At 66.5% G+C, this 23,516-nt stretch carries 18 protein-coding genes; 8 read left to right on the forward strand and 10 right to left on the reverse strand.

Going from position 1 to position 23,516, the window contains the following annotated elements:
- The first annotated feature begins 136 nt into the window (after positions 1-136).
- Genes ACK4S9_RS02985 through ACK4S9_RS03000 form a run of 4 tightly spaced genes read left to right on the forward strand, consistent with a single transcriptional unit; the run spans position 137 to position 4,291 of the window.
- Positions 137-487 (forward strand): c-type cytochrome, encoded by a 351-nt coding sequence (locus ACK4S9_RS02985; RefSeq protein ID WP_409721220.1) that lies wholly within the window; start codon positions 137-139, stop codon positions 485-487.
- 4 nt (positions 488-491) lie between these two features.
- On the forward strand, positions 492-1,433 hold the full coding sequence (gene coxB / locus ACK4S9_RS02990) for a cytochrome c oxidase subunit II (RefSeq protein ID WP_409721223.1): 942 nt from the start codon (positions 492-494) through the stop codon (positions 1,431-1,433).
- Positions 1,430-3,958, forward strand: a complete 2,529-nt coding sequence (gene ctaD, locus ACK4S9_RS02995) for a cytochrome c oxidase subunit I (protein WP_409721226.1) — start codon at positions 1,430-1,432, stop codon at positions 3,956-3,958. Before coxB ends, ctaD begins: the two co-directional genes overlap by 4 nt.
- A gap of 3 nt (positions 3,959-3,961) precedes the next feature.
- The gene (locus ACK4S9_RS03000; protein ID WP_409721229.1) at positions 3,962-4,291 is read left to right on the forward strand and encodes a hypothetical protein; all 330 of its coding nucleotides are present in this window, start codon (positions 3,962-3,964) and stop codon (positions 4,289-4,291) included.
- A 14-nt stretch (positions 4,292-4,305) separates the two neighbouring features.
- On the opposite strand, the gene ACK4S9_RS03005 is transcribed toward ACK4S9_RS03000, so the two are convergent.
- The 4 genes from ACK4S9_RS03005 to ACK4S9_RS03020 form a co-directional block, all read right to left on the reverse strand.
- Positions 4,306-5,622: a PQQ-dependent sugar dehydrogenase gene (locus ACK4S9_RS03005; RefSeq protein WP_409721231.1), complete on the reverse strand. Its 1,317-nt coding sequence runs from the start codon at positions 5,620-5,622 to the stop codon at positions 4,306-4,308.
- Positions 5,623-5,704: 82 nt separating this feature from the next.
- Positions 5,705-7,000: an MFS transporter gene (locus tag ACK4S9_RS03010; RefSeq protein ID WP_409721234.1), complete on the reverse strand. Its 1,296-nt coding sequence runs from the start codon at positions 6,998-7,000 to the stop codon at positions 5,705-5,707.
- Between the two features lie 44 nt (positions 7,001-7,044).
- Positions 7,045-8,436, reverse strand: a complete 1,392-nt coding sequence (locus tag ACK4S9_RS03015; protein ID WP_409721427.1) for a KamA family radical SAM protein — start codon at positions 8,434-8,436, stop codon at positions 7,045-7,047.
- Positions 8,437-8,653: 217 nt separating this feature from the next.
- Positions 8,654-10,624, reverse strand: a complete 1,971-nt coding sequence (locus ACK4S9_RS03020) for an acyltransferase family protein (RefSeq protein WP_409721237.1) — start codon at positions 10,622-10,624, stop codon at positions 8,654-8,656.
- Positions 10,625-10,900: 276 nt separating this feature from the next.
- Between ACK4S9_RS03020 and ACK4S9_RS03025 the strand changes: the two genes are divergently transcribed.
- Together ACK4S9_RS03025 and ACK4S9_RS03030 are read left to right on the forward strand one after the other, a co-directional pair.
- On the forward strand, positions 10,901-11,356 hold the full coding sequence (locus ACK4S9_RS03025; RefSeq protein ID WP_409721239.1) for a cache domain-containing protein: 456 nt from the start codon (positions 10,901-10,903) through the stop codon (positions 11,354-11,356).
- 36 nt (positions 11,357-11,392) lie between these two features.
- On the forward strand, positions 11,393-13,120 hold the full coding sequence (locus ACK4S9_RS03030) for a methyl-accepting chemotaxis protein (RefSeq protein ID WP_409721242.1): 1,728 nt from the start codon (positions 11,393-11,395) through the stop codon (positions 13,118-13,120).
- Here ACK4S9_RS03030 and ACK4S9_RS03035 read toward each other — a convergent pair.
- The gene (locus ACK4S9_RS03035; protein WP_409721245.1) at positions 13,117-13,689 is read right to left on the reverse strand and encodes a DNA-3-methyladenine glycosylase; all 573 of its coding nucleotides are present in this window, start codon (positions 13,687-13,689) and stop codon (positions 13,117-13,119) included. The genes ACK4S9_RS03030 and ACK4S9_RS03035 overlap by 4 nt on opposite strands.
- 166 nt (positions 13,690-13,855) lie before the next feature.
- Here ACK4S9_RS03035 and ACK4S9_RS03040 point away from each other — a divergent pair, with 166 nt between their 5' ends.
- Both ACK4S9_RS03040 and ACK4S9_RS03045 read left to right on the forward strand, forming a co-directional pair.
- On the forward strand, positions 13,856-14,713 hold the full coding sequence (locus ACK4S9_RS03040; protein ID WP_409721248.1) for an HDOD domain-containing protein: 858 nt from the start codon (positions 13,856-13,858) through the stop codon (positions 14,711-14,713).
- A gap of 85 nt (positions 14,714-14,798) precedes the next feature.
- Positions 14,799-15,977, forward strand: a complete 1,179-nt coding sequence (locus tag ACK4S9_RS03045; RefSeq protein WP_409721251.1) for a tetratricopeptide repeat protein — start codon at positions 14,799-14,801, stop codon at positions 15,975-15,977.
- 34 nt (positions 15,978-16,011) lie between these two features.
- Here ACK4S9_RS03045 and ACK4S9_RS03050 read toward each other — a convergent pair whose 3' ends face one another.
- The 5 genes from ACK4S9_RS03050 to ACK4S9_RS03070 form a co-directional block, all read right to left on the reverse strand.
- Positions 16,012-16,578, reverse strand: a complete 567-nt coding sequence (locus tag ACK4S9_RS03050; protein WP_409721254.1) for a hypothetical protein — start codon at positions 16,576-16,578, stop codon at positions 16,012-16,014.
- A gap of 124 nt (positions 16,579-16,702) precedes the next feature.
- Positions 16,703-17,245: a DNA-deoxyinosine glycosylase gene (locus tag ACK4S9_RS03055; protein WP_409721256.1), complete on the reverse strand. Its 543-nt coding sequence runs from the start codon at positions 17,243-17,245 to the stop codon at positions 16,703-16,705.
- A 52-nt stretch (positions 17,246-17,297) separates the two neighbouring features.
- Positions 17,298-18,572, reverse strand: a complete 1,275-nt coding sequence (locus ACK4S9_RS03060; RefSeq protein WP_409721259.1) for a glucan 1,4-alpha-maltotetraohydrolase domain-containing protein — start codon at positions 18,570-18,572, stop codon at positions 17,298-17,300.
- Between the two features lie 273 nt (positions 18,573-18,845).
- Positions 18,846-20,327: an efflux transporter outer membrane subunit gene (locus ACK4S9_RS03065; RefSeq protein ID WP_409721263.1), complete on the reverse strand. Its 1,482-nt coding sequence runs from the start codon at positions 20,325-20,327 to the stop codon at positions 18,846-18,848.
- A 1-nt stretch (position 20,328) separates the two neighbouring features.
- Complete coding sequence (locus ACK4S9_RS03070; RefSeq protein ID WP_409721265.1) at positions 20,329-23,514, reverse strand: efflux RND transporter permease subunit; 3,186 nt, start codon at positions 23,512-23,514, stop codon at positions 20,329-20,331.
- Between the last annotated feature and the right edge of the window lie 2 nt (positions 23,515-23,516).

Genomic DNA, 23,516 nt, shown 5'->3' on the forward strand with positions numbered 1-23,516 from the left:
CTGCGTCCGATTGGATTCGTTAAAAAAAATGCATTGTTATTTATGTATTATAAGAGCCACTTCACAATGTCGAGTTTCAAACGTGCGCCCCCGTCCTTACCGCGAATCTCTCCGCAGCGCCACACAGGCTGCATGGATGCTGGCTTGTGCCGTCTTGCTCGCCGGGTGCAAGGACGACGCACGCTCGGTCGTTCCCGGCGGCGACGTGCGGCTGGGATTGCGGCTGGTCACCCAGTACCAGTGCGGCGCCTGCCACGTGATCCCGGGCGTGCAGGGCGCGGACGGCAAGTCGGACGACGCCGGCCCTTCGCTCGAGTATATCGGCCGCCTGAGCTACATCGCCGGCGGCATCCCCAACCAGCCCGCCAACATGGTGCAATGGCTGCGCGTGCCGCATGCCGTCAAGCCCGGCACCGAGATGCCGCCCATGGGGCTCACGGAACAGGAAGCGCGCCACATGGCCGCCTTCCTGTACACCCTGAGGTGAGCCGATGAGCGGCACCCTGCATTCCGTCCTGCACCCGGCCGGCTGGGACGCGGCCATCATCAGCCAGTTCGCCTGGGTGATGTTCGGCGCCGGCGCCCTGATCTTCGTCGCCGTGATGGCGCTGCTGTTCCTTAGCCTGCGGCGCCAAGGGGAACGCCAACGCCGGCCGGCACGCGCGCTGCTGTGGATCGGGGGTGGGGGCATCGCCTTCCCGGTGGTGGTGCTCACCGCGCTCCTGGGGTGGAGCACCTGGCGCAGCGCCCAGCTGGCGCCGCAGACTTCGCGCGACGCGCTCACCATCTCGGTCACCGCCAAGATGTGGTGGTGGGAAGTGCGCTACCACGACCCGGCGAGCGGACGCGAGATCGCCACCGCCAACGAAATCCACATCCCGGTCGGCCGCAAGGTCTACCTGGGCCTGAACTCGGCCGACGTGATCCACAGCCTGTGGGTGCCTTCGCTGGCCGGCAAGCGCGACATGGTTCCGGGACGCGTCACCGGCCTGACGCTGCGCGCCGACAAGCCGGGCATCTACCGCGGCCAGTGCGCCGAATACTGCGGCGCCCAGCATGCGAAGATGGCGCTGCACGTGGTGGCCCTGGCGCCGCAGGAATTCGAGGCCTGGCTGGCGCGCCAGGCGCAGCCGGCCCGGCCCGCCGACAACGCGATCCTCGAGCAGGGCCGCGCCGCCTTCATGGCGCAGCGCTGCCAGGCCTGCCACACGATCCGCGGCGTGGCCGAAGGATCGCGCCTGGGCCCGGACCTGACCCACGTCGGCAGCCGCATGCACATCGGCGCCGGCGCCCTGCGCAATCACCGCGACACGCTTGGCGGCTGGATCGCCGACCCGCAGGCCGCCAAGCCCGGCGTCTTCATGCCCGGCTCGCAAGACCTCGACCGCGACACGCTGCGCGCGCTGGCCACCTACCTCGAGCACCTGAAATGAACGAGCACGCCGTGTCCACGCCCCTGCCCAATACCCTTCCCCGGCCCGAGGGCGAGTTCGAGCGCCTGAAGGAAGTCTGGCGCACGCCCACCGGCTGGCGCTTCTTCACCTCGGTGAACAACACCAGCATCGGCCTGCTCTACATCGGCACCGCCCTGCTGTTCTTCATCCTGGCCGGCATCCTGGCGCTCGTCATGCGGGTCCAGCTGGCGGTGCCCGACAATACCCTGCTCAGCCCCGGCACCTACAACCAGGTCTTCACCATGCACGGCACGGTGATGATGTTCCTGTTCGCGATCCCGATCGTCGAGGCCTTGGCCGTCTACCTGCTGCCCAACATGCTGGGCGCGCGCGACCTGCCCTTTCCGCGCCTGTCCGCCTATGCCTACTGGGCCTATGCCTTCGGCGGCCTGGCCTTCTTCTGCACCATCTTCGTGGGGCTGGCGCCGGACGGCGGCTGGTTCATGTACCCGCCCTACACCGGCAACACCTATTCGCCGGGCCTGAACGCCGACTTCTGGCTGCTGGGGATCGGCTTCATCGAGATCTCGGCGATCGCCGGCGCGATCGAGCTGATCATCGGCATCCTGTTCACGCGCGCACCCGGCATGACGCTGCGCCGGATGCCGGTGTACGCCTGGGCCATGCTGGTGGTGGCGGTGATGATCGTGTTCGCCTTCCCGGCCGTGATCGCCGGCACCGCCCTGCTGGAACTGGAGCGTGCCTTCGACTGGCCCTTCTTCATCGCCGAGCGCGGCGGCGACCCGATCCTGTGGCAGCACCTGTTCTGGTTCTTCGGGCACCCCGAGGTCTACATCATCTTCCTGCCGGCCGCCGGCATGGTCTCGACCATGATCCCGACCATCGCCGGCACCCCGCTGGTGGGCCGGCGCGCCATCATCGTGGCCCTGGTGGGCGTCGGCTTCTTCAGCTTCGGGCTGTGGGCCCACCACATGTTCACCTCCGGCCTGGGCGTGCTGGAGATGAGCTTCATCTCGGCCGCCAGCATGGCGGTGGCGATCCCGACCGGCATCCAGGTGTTCGCCTGGATCGCCACGCTCTGGAACGGACGGGTGCGCATGACGTCTCCGGCGCTGTTCCTGATGGGCTTCATGTTCATCTTCGTGCTGGGCGGCCTGACCGGGGTGATGGTCGCGGTGATTCCGTTCGACTGGCAGGTGCACGACACCTACTTCATCGTGGCCCACCTGCACTACGTCCTGATCGGCGGCATGGTGTTCCCGGTGTTCGCCGCCATGTACTACTGGCTCCCGCTGGTCAAGGGCCAGCCCCTGTCCGAGAAGCTGGGGCGCTGGGTGTTCTGGACGATGTTCGGCGGCTTCAACCTGGCCTTCTTCCCGATGCACATCACCGGCCTGTACGGCATGCCGCGCCGGGTCTACACCTATGACGCGCATCTCGGCTGGGATTTCCTGAACATGCTGTCGACGGTCGGCGCCTTCATCTTCGCCTTCGGCGTCCTGCTGTTCATCGTCGACGCCGTGCGCGCGCTGCGCCGGCCGGAAAAGGAAGTCGGCAATCCGTGGAACGCCCCCACCCTCGAATGGCTGCCGTCGGAATCCTACGGCAACCGCAGCATCCCGCGCATCCACTCGACCAATCCGCTGTGGGACCAGCCGACGTTGTCGGACGAGGTCGAGCGCGGCCAGCACTACCTGCCCGGCACCGCCACCGGCCTGCGCGAGACCATCGCCACCAGCCCGGTCAAGGCCGAGCCGCGCTACCTGATGGTGCTGCCGGGCGACAGCTGGCTGCCGGTCATCGCCGCCCTCGGCACCGCCGGCTTCTTCCTGCTGCTGACGGTGAAGGCGATCCTGCCGGCTTTCATCTTCGGCGTGATGGCGGTGGGCGGCACCATCGCCTGGCTGTGGGAATCGGACCGCAAGCCGCCGATCGAGCAGGCGCGGGTCGCCGACGACCTGGTGCTGCCGGTGAACGCCAAGACCACGGCCTCGCAGTCGTGGTGGGGAACGATGGTGATGCTGGTCGTCGACGCCTGCATCTTCGCGTCCTTCGGCTACGCCTATATCCACGTGTCGATGCGGCTGCAGGTCTGCCCGCCGCCGGGCGCGGCCCTGCCGGAACTGTCCTCGCAGCTGGTCTCCGCCGGCCTCTTGGCGTCCAGTTCGGTGCTGATGCTGCTTGCCGTGCGCGCGCTCGGCAAGCGCCGCCTGCCCTGGCTGGTGCTGCTGGCGCTGGGCGCTACCACCGCCTCCTTCCTGTTCGACCTGCGCGGCCACCAGTTCGCCGGCCTCGACCCGACGGCCAACGCCTGGAGCGCCGCGATCGGCGGGCTGCTCGGCTACCAGGGCCTGCACGTGGTGGTGCTGGCCATCGCCGGCCCCTACCTGGTGCTGCGCGCCTGGCGCGGCCACCTGGGCGAGCGCAGCCGCGCGACGCTCGACAACGTCGCCCTGCTCTGGCACTACACGACGCTGCAGGGCCTGGCCGGCATGGCGCTGGTGCATGGCCTGCCGGCGCTGATGCCGTGGCTGATGGAGTAAACCATGCAAGACCATTTCTTCAGGCAGCTCCTGCGCGGCATCCTGCCCCTGCTGGTATGGGCGGCGCACTTCACCTTCTGCTACCTGCTGGCGGCGGCGCAGTGCACCCCGGCGGCGATGCGCTCGGCCGGACCGAACCGGATGCTGCTGGGGATCGCGACCGCGGCGGCGCTGGCCATCTGCCTGTGGCTGGCCTGGCGCGAGCGCGGCATCCTGCGCGATGCGAAGGGTGCCGCGCTGCTCGACTGGGCGGCGGCGCTCGGTGCGGTGCTGGCCTTCGTGGGGATTCTGTGGACCGGGATGCCGATCCTGCTCGTGAGCGGGTGTGCGTGATTGGGGATGCTTGATTAATGCACGGCCGGCGTGATGCGCCAGACCACGTTGCCGACGTCGTCCGCCACCAGGATCGCCCCCTTCCCGTCCACCGCCACCCCGACCGGACGCCCCTGCGCCTCGCCGTCCTTGTTGACGAAACCGCTGAGCAGCTCAACCGGCTGGCCGGCCGGCTTGCCATCCTTGAACGGCACGTACACCACGTTGTAGCCCGACAGCGGCCTGCGGTTCCAGGAACCGTGCTGGCCGATGATGGCGCCATTCGCGAATTGCGGCAGCAGCGTGCCGGTGTAGAAGGCCAGGCCCAGCGCCGCCACGTGGGCGCCCAGTGCATAGTCCGGCACGATCGCCCTGGCCACCAGGTCCGGGCGCTGCGGCGTGACGCGTGCGTCCACGTGGCGCCCGTACCAGCTGTAGGGCCAGCCGTAGAAGCCGCCCTCCTTCACGGAGGTCAGGTAGTCCGGCACCAGGTCGCTGCCGATCTCGTCGCGTTCGTTCACCACCGTCCACAAGACCCCGGTTTCCGGATGCCAGGCCAGGCCGTTCGGATTGCGCAGGCCGGAGGCGAACAGGCGGCGCTCGCCGCTGGCGATGTCCACTTCGAGGATGGCGGCGCGGTCCGCTTCCTGGTCCATGCCGTTCTCGGCCACGTTGCTGTTCGAACCCGACGTCGCATACAGCTTGCGCCCGTCCTGGCTGGCGACGATGTTCTTGGTCCAGTGGTGGTTCAGCGGCCCGCCCGGCAGCGGCGCCACCGGCTCTGCCTTCGCGCCGATCGCGGTATCGCCGGCGCGGTAGGGAAAGCGCACGATGCCGTCGGTGTTCGCCACGTACAGCTTGTCGCCGACTAGCGCCATGCCGAAGGGCGAATTCAGGCCCTTCAGGAACACGGTCTTCAGTTCCGCCACGCCATCGCCGTCGGCGTCGCGCAGCAGCGTGATGCGGTTGGCGCTGGGCACGCCCGCGCCCGCCCTTTCCATCACCTTTTTCTGGACCCAGGCCTTGATGCCCTTCTTGGCCGGCTGCGGCGGCGCATTGCTCTCGGCGACCAGCACGTCGCCATTGGGCAGCACGTGGAGCCAGCGCGGATGGTCGAGGCCGGAAGCGTAGGCCTGCACCGCCAGCCCCGCCGCCGGCACCGGCTTGGCGCCCTGCGGCCAGCCCTTCGCGGGGGCGATGTCCACGGTCGGGATCAGGGAACTGACCGGCGACACCAGCACCGGGTGCGACCCGACGTCGGCGCCGGGGGACAGCGTGGAGCGGTCGCCGCAGGCGGCCAGCAACAGGAGCATGGCGCCGCTGGACAGGCGGGGCAGGAGGTGGTCGCGCATGGCTTTTCTCGGTGGGGGCGGACAGCACGATACTAGCCAATCCGGCAATATCGCGCCATCCTTTACCAGGGAAAGAAGCCGTTCAGGTGGGCACCGCCTGGACCTCCTCGACCTCCCCGGCCGCTCGGGCAGCCTGGCTCCGGCGCCGGCGCACGAAGCCGACCAGGCCCGGCAGCTGCACCAGCACCAGCACCGCGAAGGCCATCCGGTAGGCCATTGCCGGGACATTTCCCGCATCGTCCAGGGGCCACAGGCCGACCAGCAGGCCAAAGCCCGCCTGCACCACGAAGGCGCCGATGAAGATCAGGAGGTTCAGGCAAGTCGCGGCGCGCCCGGTCAGCTCGCGCGGCATCGACTGCGCGATGATGGCGTACTCGATTCCCGTAATGGTCCCGACCAGCGTGAACAGCACCGACAGCAGCTGGAAGCTCGGCTTGTAGTTGAGCACGAAGGCGGCCTGCACCAGCAGGAAGACGGCGATGCCGGCGGCGGCGACGTCCAGCGGGGCGATGCCGCGCCTGCCGGCCCACTCGGTGATCATGCCCACCGCGATGGCGCCGAAGATCACCGACGCCATTCCCATGTAGAGCAGGTAGGCGACCGCGTCGTCCGGGAAGCGCGCGACGTCCGACAGCCAGCGCCCGATCCACAGTCCCTGGATGCCGAAGAACACCGCATGCGGGATCAGGACCAGCGAGGCCGTGGTGCGGAACACCGGCGCGCGGAACACCTCGCGCAGCGCCTGCCCCAGCGGTCCGCGCTTTCCCGCGGTCCCGCTTTTACCCTCCTCCTTGCGGGGGTACACCAGCGCGATCAGCAGGCCCGAACATGCCGTCAGGCCGGCCAGGATGGCGAACAGGCCGCGCCAATCGGTATAGTCGAGCACCAGCCGCACCGGCATGGTCGCGCTGGCGGCGCCGAGCCCGCCCACCGCGATCAGGTAGCCGTGCACCGAAGGCAGCTTGCTCGGCGTGATCCAGGTGGACACCGCCTTCACCGCCGCCATGAAGCAGCCGCCCAGGCCCAGGCCCATGACGGCGCGCGCCACCAGCAGCTGCCCGAAGCCGGTGCCGCGCGCGAACAGCAGCGCGCCGAGCGCGCCGACCAGCATCATCGCCAGCTGCACCCGGCGCGGCCCCCAGCGGTCGAGGGCGATCCCGACCGGCAACTGGACCAGCGCGAAGGCAAAGAAGAAGGCGCTGGTGAGCAGTCCCAGCTCCCCCGGGGTGAGCGCGAGCGCCCCCATCAGGTCGGGAGCGAGCACCGCGTTCACGTTGCGCAGCAGCGTCGACAGGTAGTGTCCCAGCGCGAACGGCAGGAACACGTAGAAAAAAACCGCCACGCCGGTCAGGCGTGGCGTGGTGGCGGTTTCCTGCATAGGCCAGGTCCCGGTTTGGGGTTGCGTGGATGCGCGTGTCGGATTCAGGCCGCGTCCTGGGTGGCGCCGCCGCGTAGCTGCCCCGCCGGCACCAGCGGAATGACGCGTCCGCCGGGCCCGCGCAGCGGGCCTTCGTTTTCCTGCTCGAAGAAGAACTTGTCGCGCCCGAAGGCCGGCTTGAGGTGGTCGAGCCAGGTGGCGTCCGGATCGTACTTGGCGAAGAAGGGACGGCGCACCCATTCCGGGTTGCGGGCCTGCAGGAACTGCAGCGCGAACAGCTTCTCGCCATTGATCGTGACCACGCCGTCGATCACCACCTTGCCCGGGAAGGCGCTCATCGAGGGGCCGCGCACGGTGCGCGACAGGCCCGACACCATCGAGTAGGCCTCCTGGAAGATCTGGTGCGCGCGCGCCAGCGGCAGCGAGAAATAGTCGCGCGGGCCGGTGTCGCGCTCGACGAACATGTAGTACGGGATGGCGCCCAGGCGCACGCCGGTGGTCCACAGCTCGGCCCAGCTCTTCGGGTCTTCGTTGATGTGGCGGATCAGGGGACCCTGCATGCGCAGCGTGGCGCCGGTGCCGACGATGCGCTTGACCGCCTGTTGGGCGATCGGATGGCGCAGCTCGACCGCATGGTTGTAGTGGCCCATGATCGCCAGGTTCTTGCCGGACCGGACCACCTTCTCGAACAGGCGCATCAGGTCGTCGCTGTCCTTGTCCGACACGAAGCGCTGCGGCCAGTAGGCCACCGACTTGGTGCCGATGCGGATGTTCTGGATGTGGGCCAGGTTCGGCTCGAGCAGCGGTTCCAGGAACTCGGCCAGCGAACGCGTGTTCATGATCATCGGGTCGCCGCCGGTGATCAGGACGTCGGTGACGTCTTTATGGGTCTCGAGGTAGGACACCAGCTCGCTGCATTCGCGCGCATCGAACTTCATGTCGTCCATGCCGACGAACTGCGGCCAGCGGAAGCAGAAGGTGCAGTAGGCATGGCAGGTCTGGCCCGAGCTCGGGAAGAACAGCACGGTTTCCTTGTACTTGTGCTGCAGGCCCTTGAGCGGCGCGTCGTTCACGCGCGGGACGTTGTGCGTCATCTGGCCGGCCGGGTGCGGGTTCATGCGCATGCGGATGCCGTGCACCAGCTTGGCGATGGCCGCATCGTCCTTCTTGTACAGCACCAGGTCGCGCAGCTGTTCGTATTCGCTGGCGGGCAGCATGTCGCGGTGCGGGAAGGTCAGCCGGTAGATCGGATCGTCCGGCACCTTGTCCCAGTCGATCAGCTCCTCCAGCACGTAGGCGTTCACCCGGAACGGCAGCACATGGGACACCACCTGCACGGCTTCCTGCAGCTCCGGCGTCAGCCATTGCCATTGGCGCGCCGTGTGGATCGTCTGGCGGGTATAGGGCTTGAACTTGGAGGGCGTCGATTCGGTCATGATCACGGGAATTCTCCAGGAAACGAGGAATGAATTAGTCGGCGTGGGTAAAACGTTGCCGGTAAGAATTCATCTTACGTTGCGGAAAACCCGCGAGAATTGCCGCCAATCAATCGGATTGTTCCTACGGTGGGGGTTAAAACAAGAGAGAGGCAAAACGGGACAAACACCGGACAGGTCGGCCCGGAAAACCACGTTCCGGGCCGTTCATGCAGGCTTATCGCGGCGCTCGGCGGCGCATCCATTCGGCGAAGTGCCGGCCGACCAGCAGGTCGCCGTCATAGCTCAGGTGGTGGGTGTCGCGGTACATCAGGCGTCCGTCGACCATGGCGTGGCAGTGGCGCTCGTCGCACAACGGCTCGGCCGCGTCGAACCACGCGATTTGCGGGAATTCCGTGGCCAGTTGCCGCACATACTGCCGGTGCTCGATCAATCCGCGTTCCCATTCGGCGCGCGTGATCGCGCACGGCATCCGGGTTGCCGAGCTGGCCACGCCGGCGCGCTTGATGCACGAGCGCGGGTCGAAGTCGAGCGCCGGAACGTCGTTCATGACGATCACGTGCTTGCCGGCGGCGAGCATGCGGCGGAAGGTTTCGCGCGCCGCCGGGAAGAACGCCATCTCGTCGGGCTTGGTGGAGAAGCGCCGGATGGTCGAGACCACGATGGTCTTCACGGAAGGCGTGCCGATCGCCTGCTCCAGCATCGGCTGGGTCACCTGCTGGAAGGGATCGTCCTTCGGATCGAGGCCCCAGTAAGGGACGCGGGTGCCGAGCATCAGGAGGTTCTCGCCGATGCTGCTGTAGTACTCCGTCAGGCCGGCGACGACGTGGTAGGCGTGGCTGTCGCCCACCAGCACCACGGTCGGGTCCTTCGCCACGTCGGCCTGCAGGCAGTATTCGTAGGGCGAATCGAAACCGTAGCGCTTCTTGCAGGCCTCGGCATTGGCCTTGTCCTCGACCAGCACCAGGGCCTGCTGGTTGGCCAGGTTGTCCTGGACCGGCTTGCGCGTCGGCAGGCCGTGGTTCAGGTAGATGTAGCCGCCGACGGCGGCGCAGGCAAGCATCGCGACGCTCAAGCCCGCGACCTTGGCGCGGCCGGCGCCGGCGCGCAGCGGGCGCTCCACCATCCGGTAGGTCAGCCAGGCCAGCAGCAGGGCCAGCAGCACCGCAGCGGCGCGGATGGCGGGCGCCGGCTCGCCCGACTCGACGATCCGGGCAAAGGACAGCAGCGGCCAATGCCACAGATAGAGCGGATAGCTGACCAGCCCGATCCAGACCATGAGGCGGTTCGACAGCAACACGCGGTTGAACCAGGCCTGCGGTCCGGCGCCGATGAGCAGGAGCGCGCCCAGCGCGGGCAACAGCGCGCGCCAGCCGGGGAACTGGTCGTCCCGCGTGATCAGGGCCAGGCCGGCGGCCAGCAGGGCGGCGCCCAGCCAGGCGAGCAGGTTCGCCAGGTACGGGGCCGGCGCCGGGCGCGCAGCCGCGCCGGGGCGCGCGTGCAGGCAGGCCAGGCCGGCGCCCAGCAGCAGCTCCCAGGCGCGGCTGGCGGGGGAATAGAAGGTGGCGCTGGGGTGGGCTGCAATGCCGCCCAGGTTGACGGCGAACGAGACCAGCGCCAGCACGGCGGCAACCGCCAGCAGATTGGTGCGCAGCCGCCAGCCCAGCAGGAGGACGACGGGCCACAGGATATAGAACTGCTCTTCGATGCCGAGCGACCACAGGTGCAGCAGCGGCTTGGTGTCGGCCGCGGTGTCGAAGTAGCCGACCTGGGCCCAATAGAAGAAGTTGGCCGCGAAGCCGGCGCCGCCCACCACGTGCTTGCCGAGCTGCTGGTATTCGTCCGGGAACAGGGCCAGCCAGCCGAAGGCCAGGCAGGACGCGAGCACCAGCGCCAGCGCCGGAAAGATGCGCCGCACGCGGCGCGCGTAGAAGCCGGCGAAGCTGAAGCTGCCCTGCTGCAGCTCGCGCAGCAGGATGCCGGTGATCAGGAAGCCGGAAATGACGAAGAAGACGTCGACGCCGACGAAACCGCCGCGCAGCGCGGCCGGGAAGGCGTGGAACAGCACCACCGACAGCACCGCGACGGCGCGCAGGCCGTCGATGTCACGGCGGTAGGCCAGGTGCCCCTGCGTATTGCCAGGTTGTCCCGGTTGGGCACCGAAGGGAATCTGTTTCTCTAGCTTCATGCCGGCTCGTCGACAAAGCTGACGATTCTACATGAGCTGTTTGCATTGAAACAACGATTGAAACAAGGCTATCTGCCTGAAAACAACATGCGCGTTGATTTGCATGCATGGTGGGTAGACGCAGCCCATCAGCATCGACTGACACCAATGTGCAACGTTCCTACCCCGACTCCGCAATGCGATTGCGCGATCGCAATTCCCCGCTATCCCAGCCCGGTACATTTGCCAATGCACTTTAGCAATATTGATCCCAGAACATTCACTCAAGGAGTCAACATGAAACTGTTCGCCACCACCGCCGCCCTGTGCCTGGCCATCGCCGCCACGCCAGCCCTCGCCAATGGCCCGACCGAGAAGGATGCCATCGCGATGGTCGAGCGCGGCGTTGCCCTGGTCAAGGCCAAGGGCAAGGACGAGATGATGAAGAAGATTAACGCGAAGGATGCGGAATACGTCCAGGGCGAGCTGTACATCGACATGCGTGACCTGAAGACCGGCATCGTGCTGGCCCACCCCTACAACCCCTCGATCGTCGGCAAGGACCTGACCGACGTGCCGGATGCGAACGGCAAGAAGTATCGCCGCGAGATCATCGAACTGGCCGCCGCCAAGGGCAAGGGCTGGGTCGACTACCAGTACAAGAATCCGACCAGCGGCAAGATCGAGCCGAAGACGACCTTCATCCAGCGCGTCGACGACGTGGTGCTGGAAGCCGGCATCTACAAGAAGTGATTCGAGACAAACGTTCGTCCACGCCCGGAGTCAAGCATGCTGAACAAACTGCGAATCGGCCCGAAACTCCTGCTGGCTCCGGGCCTGGTGCTGGTGCTGCTGACGCTGCTGTCGGCGGCCGCCTATTACGGCATGGTGCGCCAGAACGCCTCGCTCGAGCACATGGTGCAGGTGCGCGCCGCGCGCTTGCAGGCCGTGGCCGACGTGGCGGGCGAAGCGCGCTTCGCGCATGCCAACATCTACCAGCTGCTGGCCTGGGTGAACGGCAGCTTCGCGAAGAACCGCCTGGACGCCCTGACCGCCGACATCCACAAGAAGCACGCGGCGGTCAAGAGCAAGCTGGACGAACTGTCGAAGGGCGCCGCGCCAAGCGAGCGCGCCCCGATCGAGAATGCCGTCACGGCGCTGGCGAGCTACCGCAAGCTGGTGGCCGAAACCATTGAACTGGCCCAGGTCGACCAGTCGATCGCCACCAACTCGATGCAGAAGGCCGAGAAGCAGTTCCTCGCCCTCGATAGCGGCCTGCAGAACCTGGCGGCGCTGGAGAAGAAGCTGAGCGTGGAAGCGCATGCCGCCGCCAAGGCCGAGTTCCGCACCCTTGGCCTGAGCATGGCCGGCCTGGTGCTGCTGTCGATCGCCTTGTCCCTGGTGGTGACGATGCTGGTGCGGCGCGCGATGCTGGCCGACATCCATTCGATCGCCACGGTGGTGAACGACCTGGCCGAGGGCCGCCTGCGCCCGTCCGGCACGCCCGGCGCCGGGCGCGACGAGATCGCCGACACCTCGCGCGCGCTCGACCACTCCATCTCGCGCCTGAACGGCGCCCTGCACAGCATCCTGCACTCGGTGCGCTCGATCGACACCGCCTCGAAGGAAATCGCGAGCGGCAACCTGGACCTGTCGACCCGCACCGAACTGCAGGCCGGTTCGCTCGAGCAGACCGCCAGCACCATGGAAGAACTGACCACGGCGGTGAAGGAAAACGCCAACAACGCGCGCCTGGCCTCGAGCCTCGCGGCCGAGGCGCAGCAGTTGGCGTCGAACGGCGGCCAGGCGGTCGGGCGCGCGGTGGCGACCATGGAATCGATCCAGGCGAGCTCGCGCAAGATCGTCGAGATCACCAGCGTCATCGACGGCATCTCCTTCCAGACCAACCTGCTGGCCCTGAACGCCGCGGTGGAAGCGGCGCGCGCCGGCGAGCAGGGACGCGGCTTCGCGGTGGTGGCCGCCGAAGTGCGCACGCTGGCCCAGCGTTCGGCGGCGGCGGCGCGCGAGATCAAGGGCCTGATCGCCGACTCGGTGAAGATCATCGAGGACGGCAGCGCCTCGGTGAGCGAAGCCGGCGCCAGCATGGGCGACATCGTCGCCTCGGTGCGCCAGGTGAACGACATCATCGGCCGCATCAGCATCGCCAGCACCGAGCAGGCCGACGGCATCGCCGAAGTGAACAAGGCGGTCGGCCAGATGGACGGCATGACCCAGCAGAACGCGGCGCTGGTCGAGCAGGCCGCGGCCGCGGCGGAAAGCCTGCACGAGCAGACCGTCAACCTGGCCAAGGCGGTGTCGATCTTCAAGTTCGAAGGCAGTGAAGATGCCGGCATCGCGGCGGTCCAGGCCGAGGACGAGCAGGCCGCAGAAGAAGGCGACGAGGGCTTCCAGGGCCTGCACGAGCGGCGCGCGCCCGGCAGTGCCATGCGTGGACGTGCGCTGGCGGCGCTGCCCGCCGCCGGCACGAAGGCGCCGCAGCGCAGGCGCAGCGCCTAAGGCTTGAACGGGCGGCTGACGAAGCGCGAGCCGGCCAGGCCGAAGCGCCAGGGCACGTCCATCGCCTTGGAAATCCCGATGCGCGGCCCGGTCACGACCTCCAGTCCGGGCGGCGCGGCCAGGATCTCGAACGGCGCCTCCGAGATGGCCATGCCGTTGAAGGCGCGGGTGACGCCCAGGGCCTGGCACAGCTTGCCCGGCCCCGAGCACAGCAGCCACTCATCAATCGCATCGCGGCGCCGCCGCATCTCGTCCAGGCCGGCCAGCGGCTCCAGCGCGCGGATCAGGACCCCGGCGCCGTGGCCCTCTTCACGGCACACGAAGTTCAGGCACCAATGGATTCCGTAGGAACGATAGACATAGGCATGGGCAGGCGGACCGAACATCGAGGCGTTGCGCTCGGTGGGGCCGGAAAAGGCATGCGAGGCCGGATCTTCGCGGTCGTAGGCTTCGGTCTCGACGATCCTGCCGCCGACGCCGTCCACCAGCACCGTCACACCGATCAATTGGCGCGCCACGATGTCCGCCGGCTGGGAAAAATCGATTCCTGCTATTGTCGAAATGGCCATGAGCGGATTCTAACCCGGCCTGTCCAAGGGTGTCGCTTTGGTTAAATTGACACAAAATATGATCTTTACGGCAAGCATTTTGCATTGCTTTGCTGCAATAAAATAAGTGCTGGGGTATAGTGGCACGGTTGTACGCTCCCTTCCGCAATTCCTCCTGCCCGCGCTCATGAATACCGTCGCCGATCCCGTCCCGCATCTCGACCAGGTCGATGCCCTGATCAAATCGATCCGCATCCCACCGCGGCCGAGCCTGCTTGCCGACATGCAGCGCGAACTGGCCTCGGAAGACCCCTCCCCCGAAGCGATCGGCAAGATCGTGGCAAGCGACGTCGGCATGTCCGGCGCGCTGCTCAAGCTGGCCAATTCGGCCATCTACGGCGGCCGGCGCAAGGCCAAGTCGATCGAGCAGGCGATCCTGTTCCTGGGGATCAACCAGGTCGCGGCCCTGATGACCGGCCTGCTGGCGCGCCAGGCGATTCCCGCCAACAGCGCCGCGCTGGCCAGCTTCTGGGACATCTCGACCCGGCGCGCCCAGGCCATGGTGTTCCTGTCGCGCCGCCTGCGCATCGGCGAGGCGGACGTGGCCCACACCTTCGGCCTGTTCTGCGACACCGGCGTGCCGCTGCTGATGGAGCGCTTCCCCGACTACGCCGCGACCTATGCGGCAGCCTCGCTGGAAACGCAGCGCGCGTTCACGATGCTCGAGGAGGAGCGCCACTCCACCTCCCACGCGGCGCTCGGCTGCCTGCTGGCGCGCAACTGGGGCCTGTCGGGCGACGTCGGCTGGGCCATCCTGCACCACCACGATTTCGCCGTGCTCGATGACGCCGCGAGCGCCGCCACGGTGCGCTCGCTGGTCGCCCTGTCGGTGCTGGCCGAGAGCGCGATCTGCCGCTACCAGGGCCATGCCGACTCGCTCGAATGGAACAAGGGCGGCGCCGCCGCCTGCGCCTACCTCGGGCTGTCCGACGAGGAAACGGCCGAGCTGCTGGACGAACTGGTGGAAGCCTTCCACGAAGAGTAGAAGGAAGGCTTAGTACATATCTTTACATCACTCCTGTACAGGCGGATACTGCCTGTAAGTACACGCAGTACACCTGGAGTGAGCCATGAAGCGCTTCGCCATCCTGCTGTCGCTGTTTCTTTCCCTGCTGACGGGTTGCGCCAGCGTGCAGCCGGTTACCGCGCCCCTGCCTCCCTTCGCCGACGCGCGCTTCGCGCCGCCAAGCGAAGCGGTCGACGCCAAGGACCTGTTCACCCTCAGCCCGCCGATGCTGTCCTACCTGAACAGCCCGGCCTTCACCAGGCACCTGCGCCAGAGCGGCCCGCGCCGCGGCCTGGTCGAGGCGCTCTACAGCAAGACCGACCTGAAGCTCGAATACGAATCCTCGAAGACCCGCACCGCCGCGGAAACCTACGCGGACCGTTCCGGCAACTGCCTGTCGCTGGTGATCATGACCGCCGCCTTCGCGCGGGAGTTGCGCATGCCGGTGCGCTTTCGCAGCGTGGACGTCGGCAACGACTGGAGCCGCCAGGCGGACCTGTACCTGGGCAGCGCCCACGTCAACGTCGCCATCGGCGAACCGGTCGACAGCGGCTTTCGCAGTAACGGCCTGAACGAATTCCTGGTGGTCGATTTCATCCCGCAGGACGAAGCGAGGCGCCTGCGCGCACGCGAACTGGACGAAGACGACATCGTCGCGCTCTACATGAACAATCGCGCGGCCGAGATGCTGGTGCAGGGCCGCATCGACGACGCCTACTGGTGGGCGCGCGCCGCGGTCGACAAGCGCCCCGGCCTGATCGCGGCGCTCAACACCCTGGCCGTGATCTACAACCGGCACGGCGAGCTGGCGCTGGCCGAACAGACCTACCGCGCGGCCTTGCTGCGCGAGCCCGAGAACGTGATGGTCATGCGCAACCTGCAGCCGGTGCTGGGCACGCTCGGCAAGCACGCCGAAGCCCAGGTGCTGGCGCGGCGCATCGCCAGCATCGAGCCTTTCCCGCCCTATTACCACTTCGACCAGGGCATGCTGGCGCTGCGCGCGGGCGACTTCGACAAGGCGAGAAGCCTGTTCGAGCGCGAGCTGAAACGCGCGCCCTACAACGACGAGTTCCTGTTCTGGCTGGGCGTGACCCACCTGCGCCTGGGCGACGTCCAGCACGCGCGCGAACAGATCGCCAAGGCGGTCGACAACAGCACGCGGCAGGAGATGCGGCAGCTGTATTCGGCCAAGCTGGCGATGTTGCGGCGGGCAAGCGCGACGACGGGGACGATGATCCGCTGATGCGGTCCCGATGAACTGATGCTGCAAGCAGTATTCAGCGCGAGAACAACCACTCTCCATTCGCTTGTTTCTGCACTTCGTGATGGCTCTTTCCGCTTTCTCCACTCGAGTCTGATAGATAGACGACTTCGAAGCGCAGCGTGTTTGCGGATGGCATGGTCCAGCCATGGATGCGCTGTACCGTCAGACACGAGGATTTGTCGTGTCCGCGCATCTGCGGAATCAAACTATGCGGATAGTTATTGTTGGGATAAAGCTTGCCGGGTGCCGCATACACATTTAGGCTGCTCGCGTTGTAACCAGACAAGCATGAATGGATTTTCAGGAAGGGCGCAATAGTGCTCTTCGCTTCCGATATTGCCTGGCCAATCGCCGTATTTGGGGAATTCAATTGCAGCGCTGCGTCTATCTTCGCTGCCTGCGTTTCGGTAACTGGCGCAAGCCCACGTGTTTGAGCCAGCGCATCCGTCGTGGTCAGGAAGATTACCGTCAACAGGACAGAGATGAGCTCAAGGTTCGCTCTGGGGTTCAATCTAGTACTTGTACGAATCTTCTGATCCGCCTTTGAATCCTTGATCTGCAGGTCGACGTTGCTTGCCATGTGATCCCCCTTTGAGGTGACAAATGTCCGAAATGGCCATTATTCGACGCAAATTCCTAAATTCACTTGTGCGCTGACAAGAATCATCACTTCAGGCTCAGCTGAACGAGTACACATGCCCGAATCAAAAGAATGACTGCTGCAATGGCGCCGGCATTGATTTCGGATCCGCAGGCTGGTTTAGTTTCACCCACACCTCTAGCTTCTGCTCGAACTTCATCGCCATGTGCGCCGGTGAACTCGACGGCAGCACGACGCTGCGATAGCCGGCCGCCGCGAACTGCGGCGCGAACTTGCCCGAGGCCTGTCCGTTGAAACCGACTGTTTCCAGCTTTGGACACAGCGTCCTCAAGCGCTCGAAGTCGTTGGCGGCCGGCTTGCGGATAGCGGAGTCGAGGCTGCCTTCGCGCTCGCAGCCGGCCAGCACGTCCCACAGGCCGAAGCGGTGCGCCAGCAAGCGCGGCAATCTCTCCTCATACGGCAGGCTCGCCAGGTCCTCCTTGACCACCGCCGAGATCAGGCGCCAGAACTGGTTTCGCGGGTGGGCATAGTAGCGCCCTGCGGCCAGCGAGGCGGCGCCGGGAAAGCTGCCGAGTACGAGGATGCGCACGTCGGCATCGATGACCGGCGCAAGGCCGGTCAGGGTCGGGGATGTTGCTGTCGTCATGCCGGCATTGTAGCGGCGCCACCGCAAGCGCCGCGCTTGCCTGCCGTGCCGCTTATTTCATCCACACCGCGTAGTTGCTGCCCGAAGTCTGCAGCGTCCAGCCGGCGCCGGGGCTCCAGCTGTTCGGGCCGATCTTCATCGCCAACTGGCGCGAACTGCCGGTGACGATGGCCGCGTACAGGCCCTGGGTGGCGGCCTGGATCGCGACCGGCGAGGTGGAATGGACGCCCGCGGTCCGGCGCGCCTGCATCAGCGCGCTGATCGGCGTCTTCAGGTTCCAGTTGTAGATGTGCGGGTAGTAGACCGTCGGGATGCCCGGATGGCTCAGGATATAGGCATAGCCCTGCATGACCGCGCCGCACGGCACCGGCCAGTGGTTCTGGCCGACGCCGCAGCTCTCCGAGGGGCCGGTATCGTGGTTGTCGACGAAGGTCACGGCCATCGCCGGCCACCAGCCGACGGCGCCCTGCGGCTTGCCCGAGGAATCGCGCAGGCGCCAGTAGTTGCCATTGGCCAGCGCATCGTTGAGCAGGCCCTTGGTCGTGAAGTCGAAAGCGCCGCAGCTATTGCCGGTGCCGTTGATCCAGTTCATGATTTGCTGGCGGTGGGCGTCGATGTTGTTCAGATTGAGGTCGGTCCACAGCTCGCCCACGCAGAACTGGGCGCCGAACGCATTCGCGTACTGCCCGGCATACTGGGCGCCGAAGCCCTTCACGTAATCGAAGCGCAGCCCGCTGAAGCCGACCGGCTTGATGGTGTAGTTGAGCCAGTTGATGATGCCGTTCTGGGTTTCGCCGACGTTGGTGTGGTCGATGTCGCGGCCGGCGTTGAAGCCCGAACCGGTATCGCCGTTCCCCAGCCCGCAGTTGCACTCGTCGTTGTTGGCGATCGTGTAGCGGGTCCAGTTCGGATTGGTGAAATCGGACCAGCCGGTCGAGCCGACCCGGTGGTTGACGACGACGTCGGCGATCGCCCGGATGCCGTTGTTGGTGAAGGCGCGCACCACGTTGGTCAGCTCGGCCGAACTGCCGTAGCTGGAGCTGAGATTGTTCAGTTGGCGCGGCAGGTAGCCTTCTCTCGCCGCCGAGTCGGACGGCGGCGGGAACCAGACATGGCTGAAGCCCATGGCTTTCAGGTCGGCCACGTTGCCGGCCAGGGTGTTGTACCAGTTCGGATTGTTGTATCCCGCCGAATTCCAATGGAAACCTTGCAACAGGACGGCGGAACTGTTGCCGGCCTGGGCCTGCGGCGTGGCGGCGCCGGCATGCATCGACATCGTGAGGGCACTCATTGCGAGCAAGGCTGTAACGCTGACTTTCTTCTTCATGTCTCCTCCGGTTGGTATGGCGGACTGGGTGATGAATGCGGTTCAAGAAAGCGGGTAAGACCGTCAACGGCCATGCAGAGCTGGTAGCTAAACTACCAAATCAATCGACACCGATATGCATACATGGAATTGACGGGGAAATTCTCTGCCCAGCCCCTTACCATGTCAATTGAATTCTGAACATATTCTGTAGTTTTGCTACCAATGCATAAAAAAGCGGCGAGCACTCAGGTACCCGCCGCAAAGGGCAACACTGGAGAGGTAGAACAGGTGCTAGCGCATGGCGACGGCCTTGCCACCGTTGCTGGCGCCGTCCCAGCCGCCGCCCAGGGAACGGATCAGCGCCACCGTGGTCACCGCGCGGTTGCCGCGCAGCTGGACGGCCGTGCGCTCCACCGCCGCCAGGTTGCGCTGGGCGTCCAGCAGTTCCAGATAACTGGAACGACCCGCGTCGTACAACTTTTGCGCCAGTTCGGCCGAACGGCGCGCCGACGACAGCGCCGCATCGATCTGCTCGGCCTGGCCAGCGAGGATGCGCAGGCCGGCCAGGTTGTCCTCGACCTCCGCAAACGCCGTGAGCACGCTCTGGCGGTAGGCGCCCACCGATTCCTCCAGCACCGCGTAACTGGCCTCGACGTTGGCGCGGTTGCGGCCGCCGTCGATGAGCGGCATCGAGGTAAGTAAACCCAGCACCCAGGAGCGGCTGCTCCACTTGAACACTTCCGACATGGCGCCGCCGACGCCGCCCCCGGCCGCGCTGATGCTCAAGGCCGGGAACATCGCACCGCGCGCCACGCCGATGCGGGCATTCGAGGCCTCCATCGCGCGCTGGGCGGCATTGATGTCGGGGCGGCGCTCCAGCAGCGAGGATGGCAGGCCGGCCGGAATCGCGGGCAGCGCGGCGGCATCCAGCAGCGGGCTCTTGCCGGCCACGTAGTGGGATGCTGGTTTACCCAGCAGGACCGCCAACGCATGCTCGGCGCTCGCGCGCTGGCGCTGCAGGCCGATCGCCTCGGCGCGGGCGGTTGCCAGTTCGGTGCGGGCGCGCGACAGGTCGAATTCGCCGATGTCGCCCAGGTCGAAGCGGCGCTGCGTCACCTTCACCGATTCCTCGCGCAGGCGCACGGTCTGCGCCACGGTGTCCAGTTCGGCATCCAGCGCGCGCAGGCGGAAGTAGGTCTGCGCCACGTCCGCCTGCAGGGCCAGCAAGACCGAGCGGTAGTTCGCCTCGATTGTGGCCGCGTCGCCCTGCGCCGCCGCCACGCTCGCCGCCACGCGGCCGAACAGGTCGACCTCGTAGCTGGCGCTGAGGTTCGCCGTGTAGCTGGTCGCCGGCTGGGTTGGAGTGCCTTGCGGCAGGCCGCTGTCGAACGCCGACGGGCGCGCGCGCTGGGCGCCGATGCCGATGCCGACCTGCGGCACCCGCGCCGCCTGCGCGATGCCGGCGATCGCCCTGGCCTGCTTGACGCGGCTGGCCGCCACCGCCAGGTTGGCATTGTTGGCGCCGGCTTCCTCGATCAGGGAAGTCAGGGCCGCGTCCTTGAAGGCCAGCCACCACTGGCCGCGTGGCTGCTGCTCGGCCGGCTGCGCACGCTTCCAGCGCGCCCCCTCGATGCCTTCCACCTCCGCCGGCTGCGACTCACGAAACGCCGCCGGCGTCTCGACGGCCGGCTGCCTGAATGCCGGGGTGGCGCATGCCGTCAGCAGCAGAGCTGCCAACAGCGGAGCCACGCCCCTTGCGATCATGCTGTTCATCTCAATGCACTCCTTCCAGGTCCAGGGCCGGCGCTTTCGCCACCGGCGCTTTTTTCTCGAAACGCTTCGCGAACGTGCGCAGCAGGACGTAGAACAGCGGCGTCAGGAACAGGCCGAAAAAGGTCACGCCCAGCATGCCGGCGAACACGGCAACGCCCATCGCATGGCGCATCTCGGCGCCGGCGCCGCTCGAGAACACCAGCGGCACCACGCCCATGATGAAGGCGATCGAGGTCATCAGGATCGGACGCAGGCGCAGGCGGGAAGCTTCCAGCGCGGCCTCGACGATGCTGCGGCCGTGGTCTTCCAGTTCGCGGGCGAATTCCACGATCAGGATCGCGTTCTTCGAGGCCAGTCCCACCAGCACGAACAGGGCGATCTGGGTGAAGATGTTGTTGTCGCCCCCACTGAGCTTGACGCCCGCCAGCGCGCACAGGATCGACATCGGCACGATCAGGATCACCGCCAGCGGCAGGGTCCAGCTCTCGTACTGCGCGGCCAGCACCAGGAACACCAGCAGCACGCACAGCGGGAACACGTAGACCATGGTGTTACCGGCCAGGATTTCCTGGTAGGTCAGCTCGGTCCATTCATAGGCGATCCCCTTGGGCAGGGTTTCCCTGGCCAGCTGCTCCATGATGGCCTGGGCCTGGCCGGAGGACACGCCAGGCGCCGGGCCGCCGTTGATGTCGGCCGCCACGTAGTTGTTGTAGCGCTGGACGCGGTCCGGTCCGTAGCTGTCCTTTACCTGCATCAGCGAGGACAGCGGGATCATCTCGCCCTTGTCGTTGCGCACCTTCAGTTGGGCGATCTGCTCCGGCTGCGAGCGGAACTGGGCATCCGCCTGCACCCGCACCTGGTAGGTGCGGCCGAACTGGTTGAAGTCGTTCACGTACAGCGAGCCGAGGTTTACCTGCAGGGTCTGGTAAATGCTCGCCAGCGGCACGCCCAACTGCTTGGCCTTGACGCGGTCGACGTCGGCGAACAGCTGCGGCACGTTGATCTGGAAACTCGAGAACACCCCCGCGAGTTCCGGCGTGCCCCAGGCCTTGGCCTGCAGCGCCTGGGTGGCCTTGTACAGTTCGTCGTAGCCGAGGTTGCCGCGGTCTTCCAGCATCAGCTTGAAGCCGCCGGTGGTGCCCAGGCCGTTCACCGGCGGCGGCGACAGCACCATCACGAAGGCGTCGTCGACCGCGCCCATGCGCTTGTTGATCTCCGCGGCGATGGCCTCGGCCGACTGCTCCGGCTTGCCCTTGCGCTCGCTGAAGGGCTTGAGGCCGGTGAACACGATGCCGGCGTTCGGGGCATTGGTGAAACCGTTGATCGACAGGCCCGGGAAGGCGATCGAGGATTCCACGCCCGGGATGTCCTTGGCGATGGCCGACATCTTGCGGATCACTTCATCGGTGCGGTCCAGCGAAGCGGCATCCGGCAGTTGGGCGAAACCGATCAGGTAGCCCTTGTCCTGGGCCGGCACGAAGCCCGGCGGCACCACCTTGAACATGAAGACCGCGGCCACGCCCAGCACCAGATAGACGCCCATCGTCGCGGCTTTACGGCGCAGCACGGTCTTCACGCCGCCTTCGTAGCCGTGCGAGGCACGGCCGAAGAAGCGGTTAAAGGCGGCGAAGAAGCGGCCCAGCACCTTGTCCATGGCGCGCGTCAGGCGATCCTTCGGCGCATCGTGGGCTTTGAGCAGCGCGGCCGACATGGCCGGCGCCAGCGTCAGGGAAACGAAGGCCGAGATCACGGTCGAGATCGCGATGGTGAGCGCGAACTGGCGGTAGAACTGGCCGGTCAGGCCCGAAACAAATGCGATCGGCACGAACACGGCGCACAGCACCAGGGCGATGGCGATGATCGGGCCCGACACTTCCTTCATGGCCTGGATGGTCGCGTCGTGCGGCGACAGGCCGTTGCCGATGTTGCGCTCGACGTTTTCCACCACCACGATGGCGTCGTCGACCACGATGCCGATCGCCAGCACCAGGCCGAACAGCGACAGGGTGTTGATCGAGAAGCCGAACATCAGCATCACGGCAAAGGTGCCCACCACCGACACCGGCACCGCCAGCAGCGGGATGATCGAGGCGCGCCAGGTCTGCAGGAAAACAATCACCACCAGGGCGACCAGAACCACCGCTTCGAGCAGGGTCTTGATCACCGAATCGATCGACTCGCGCACGAACTGGGTCGGGTCGTACACGATGCTGTACTCGACGCCTTCCGGGAAGTCTTTCGAAAGCTCTTCCATCGTGGCGCGCACGTCCTGCGACAGTTGCAGCGCGTTTGCGTTGGGCGCTTCGAAGATCGGGATCGCCACCGCCGACTTGTTGTTCAGCAGCGAGCGCAGCGCGTAGGAGCTGGAGCCCATCTCGAGGCGCGCCACGTCCTTCAGGCGCGTCACGGCGCCGTCCTCGCCGGCCTTGACCACGATGTCGCCGAACTCCTCGACGTTTGATAAGCGGCCCTGGGTGTTGACGGTCAGCTGGAAGTCGGCATCCTTGCTCGGTCCCTGGCCCACCACGCCGGCCGCGACCTGCACGTTCTGCTCGCGGATCGCGCCAACGACGTCGCCGGCGGTCAGGCTGCGCGCGGCGACCTTCTGCGGGTCGAGCCAGACGCGCATGGCATAGTCGCCCGAGCCGAACAACTGGACCTCGCCCATGCCGTTCAGGCGCGCCAGCTGGTCCTTGATGTTGAGCACCGCGTAGTTGCGCAGGTACAGGTCGTCGTAGCGGCCGTCGGGCGAATGCAGGTGCACCACCATGGTCAGGTTGGGCGAGCTTTTCACCGTGGTGACGCCGATCTGGCGCACCTCCTCGGGCAGGCGCGGAAGCGCGCGCTGCACCCGGTTCTGCACCTGGCTCTCGGCGCGGTCGATGTCGGTGCCGATCGCGAAGGTCAGGGTCAGGGCCAGGGCGCCATCCGAGGTGTTCTGGGAGCTCATGTAGAGCATGTCCTCGATGCCGTTGATCTGCTCTTCCAGCGGCGCGGCCACGGTTTCGGCGATCACCTTCGGATTCGCCCCCGGATATTGGGCGCGCACCACCACCGACGGCGGCACCACCTCGGGATACTCGGACACCGGCAGCTGGAAGATCGAGATCAGGCCGGCAACAAACACGATCACCGACAGCACGACCGCGAAAATCGGCTTGTCGACGAAGAAGCGGGAGAAGTTCATGG

This window comes from Massilia sp., from assembly GCF_046293535.1.
Taxonomy (GTDB): domain Bacteria; phylum Pseudomonadota; class Gammaproteobacteria; order Burkholderiales; family Burkholderiaceae_D; genus Telluria.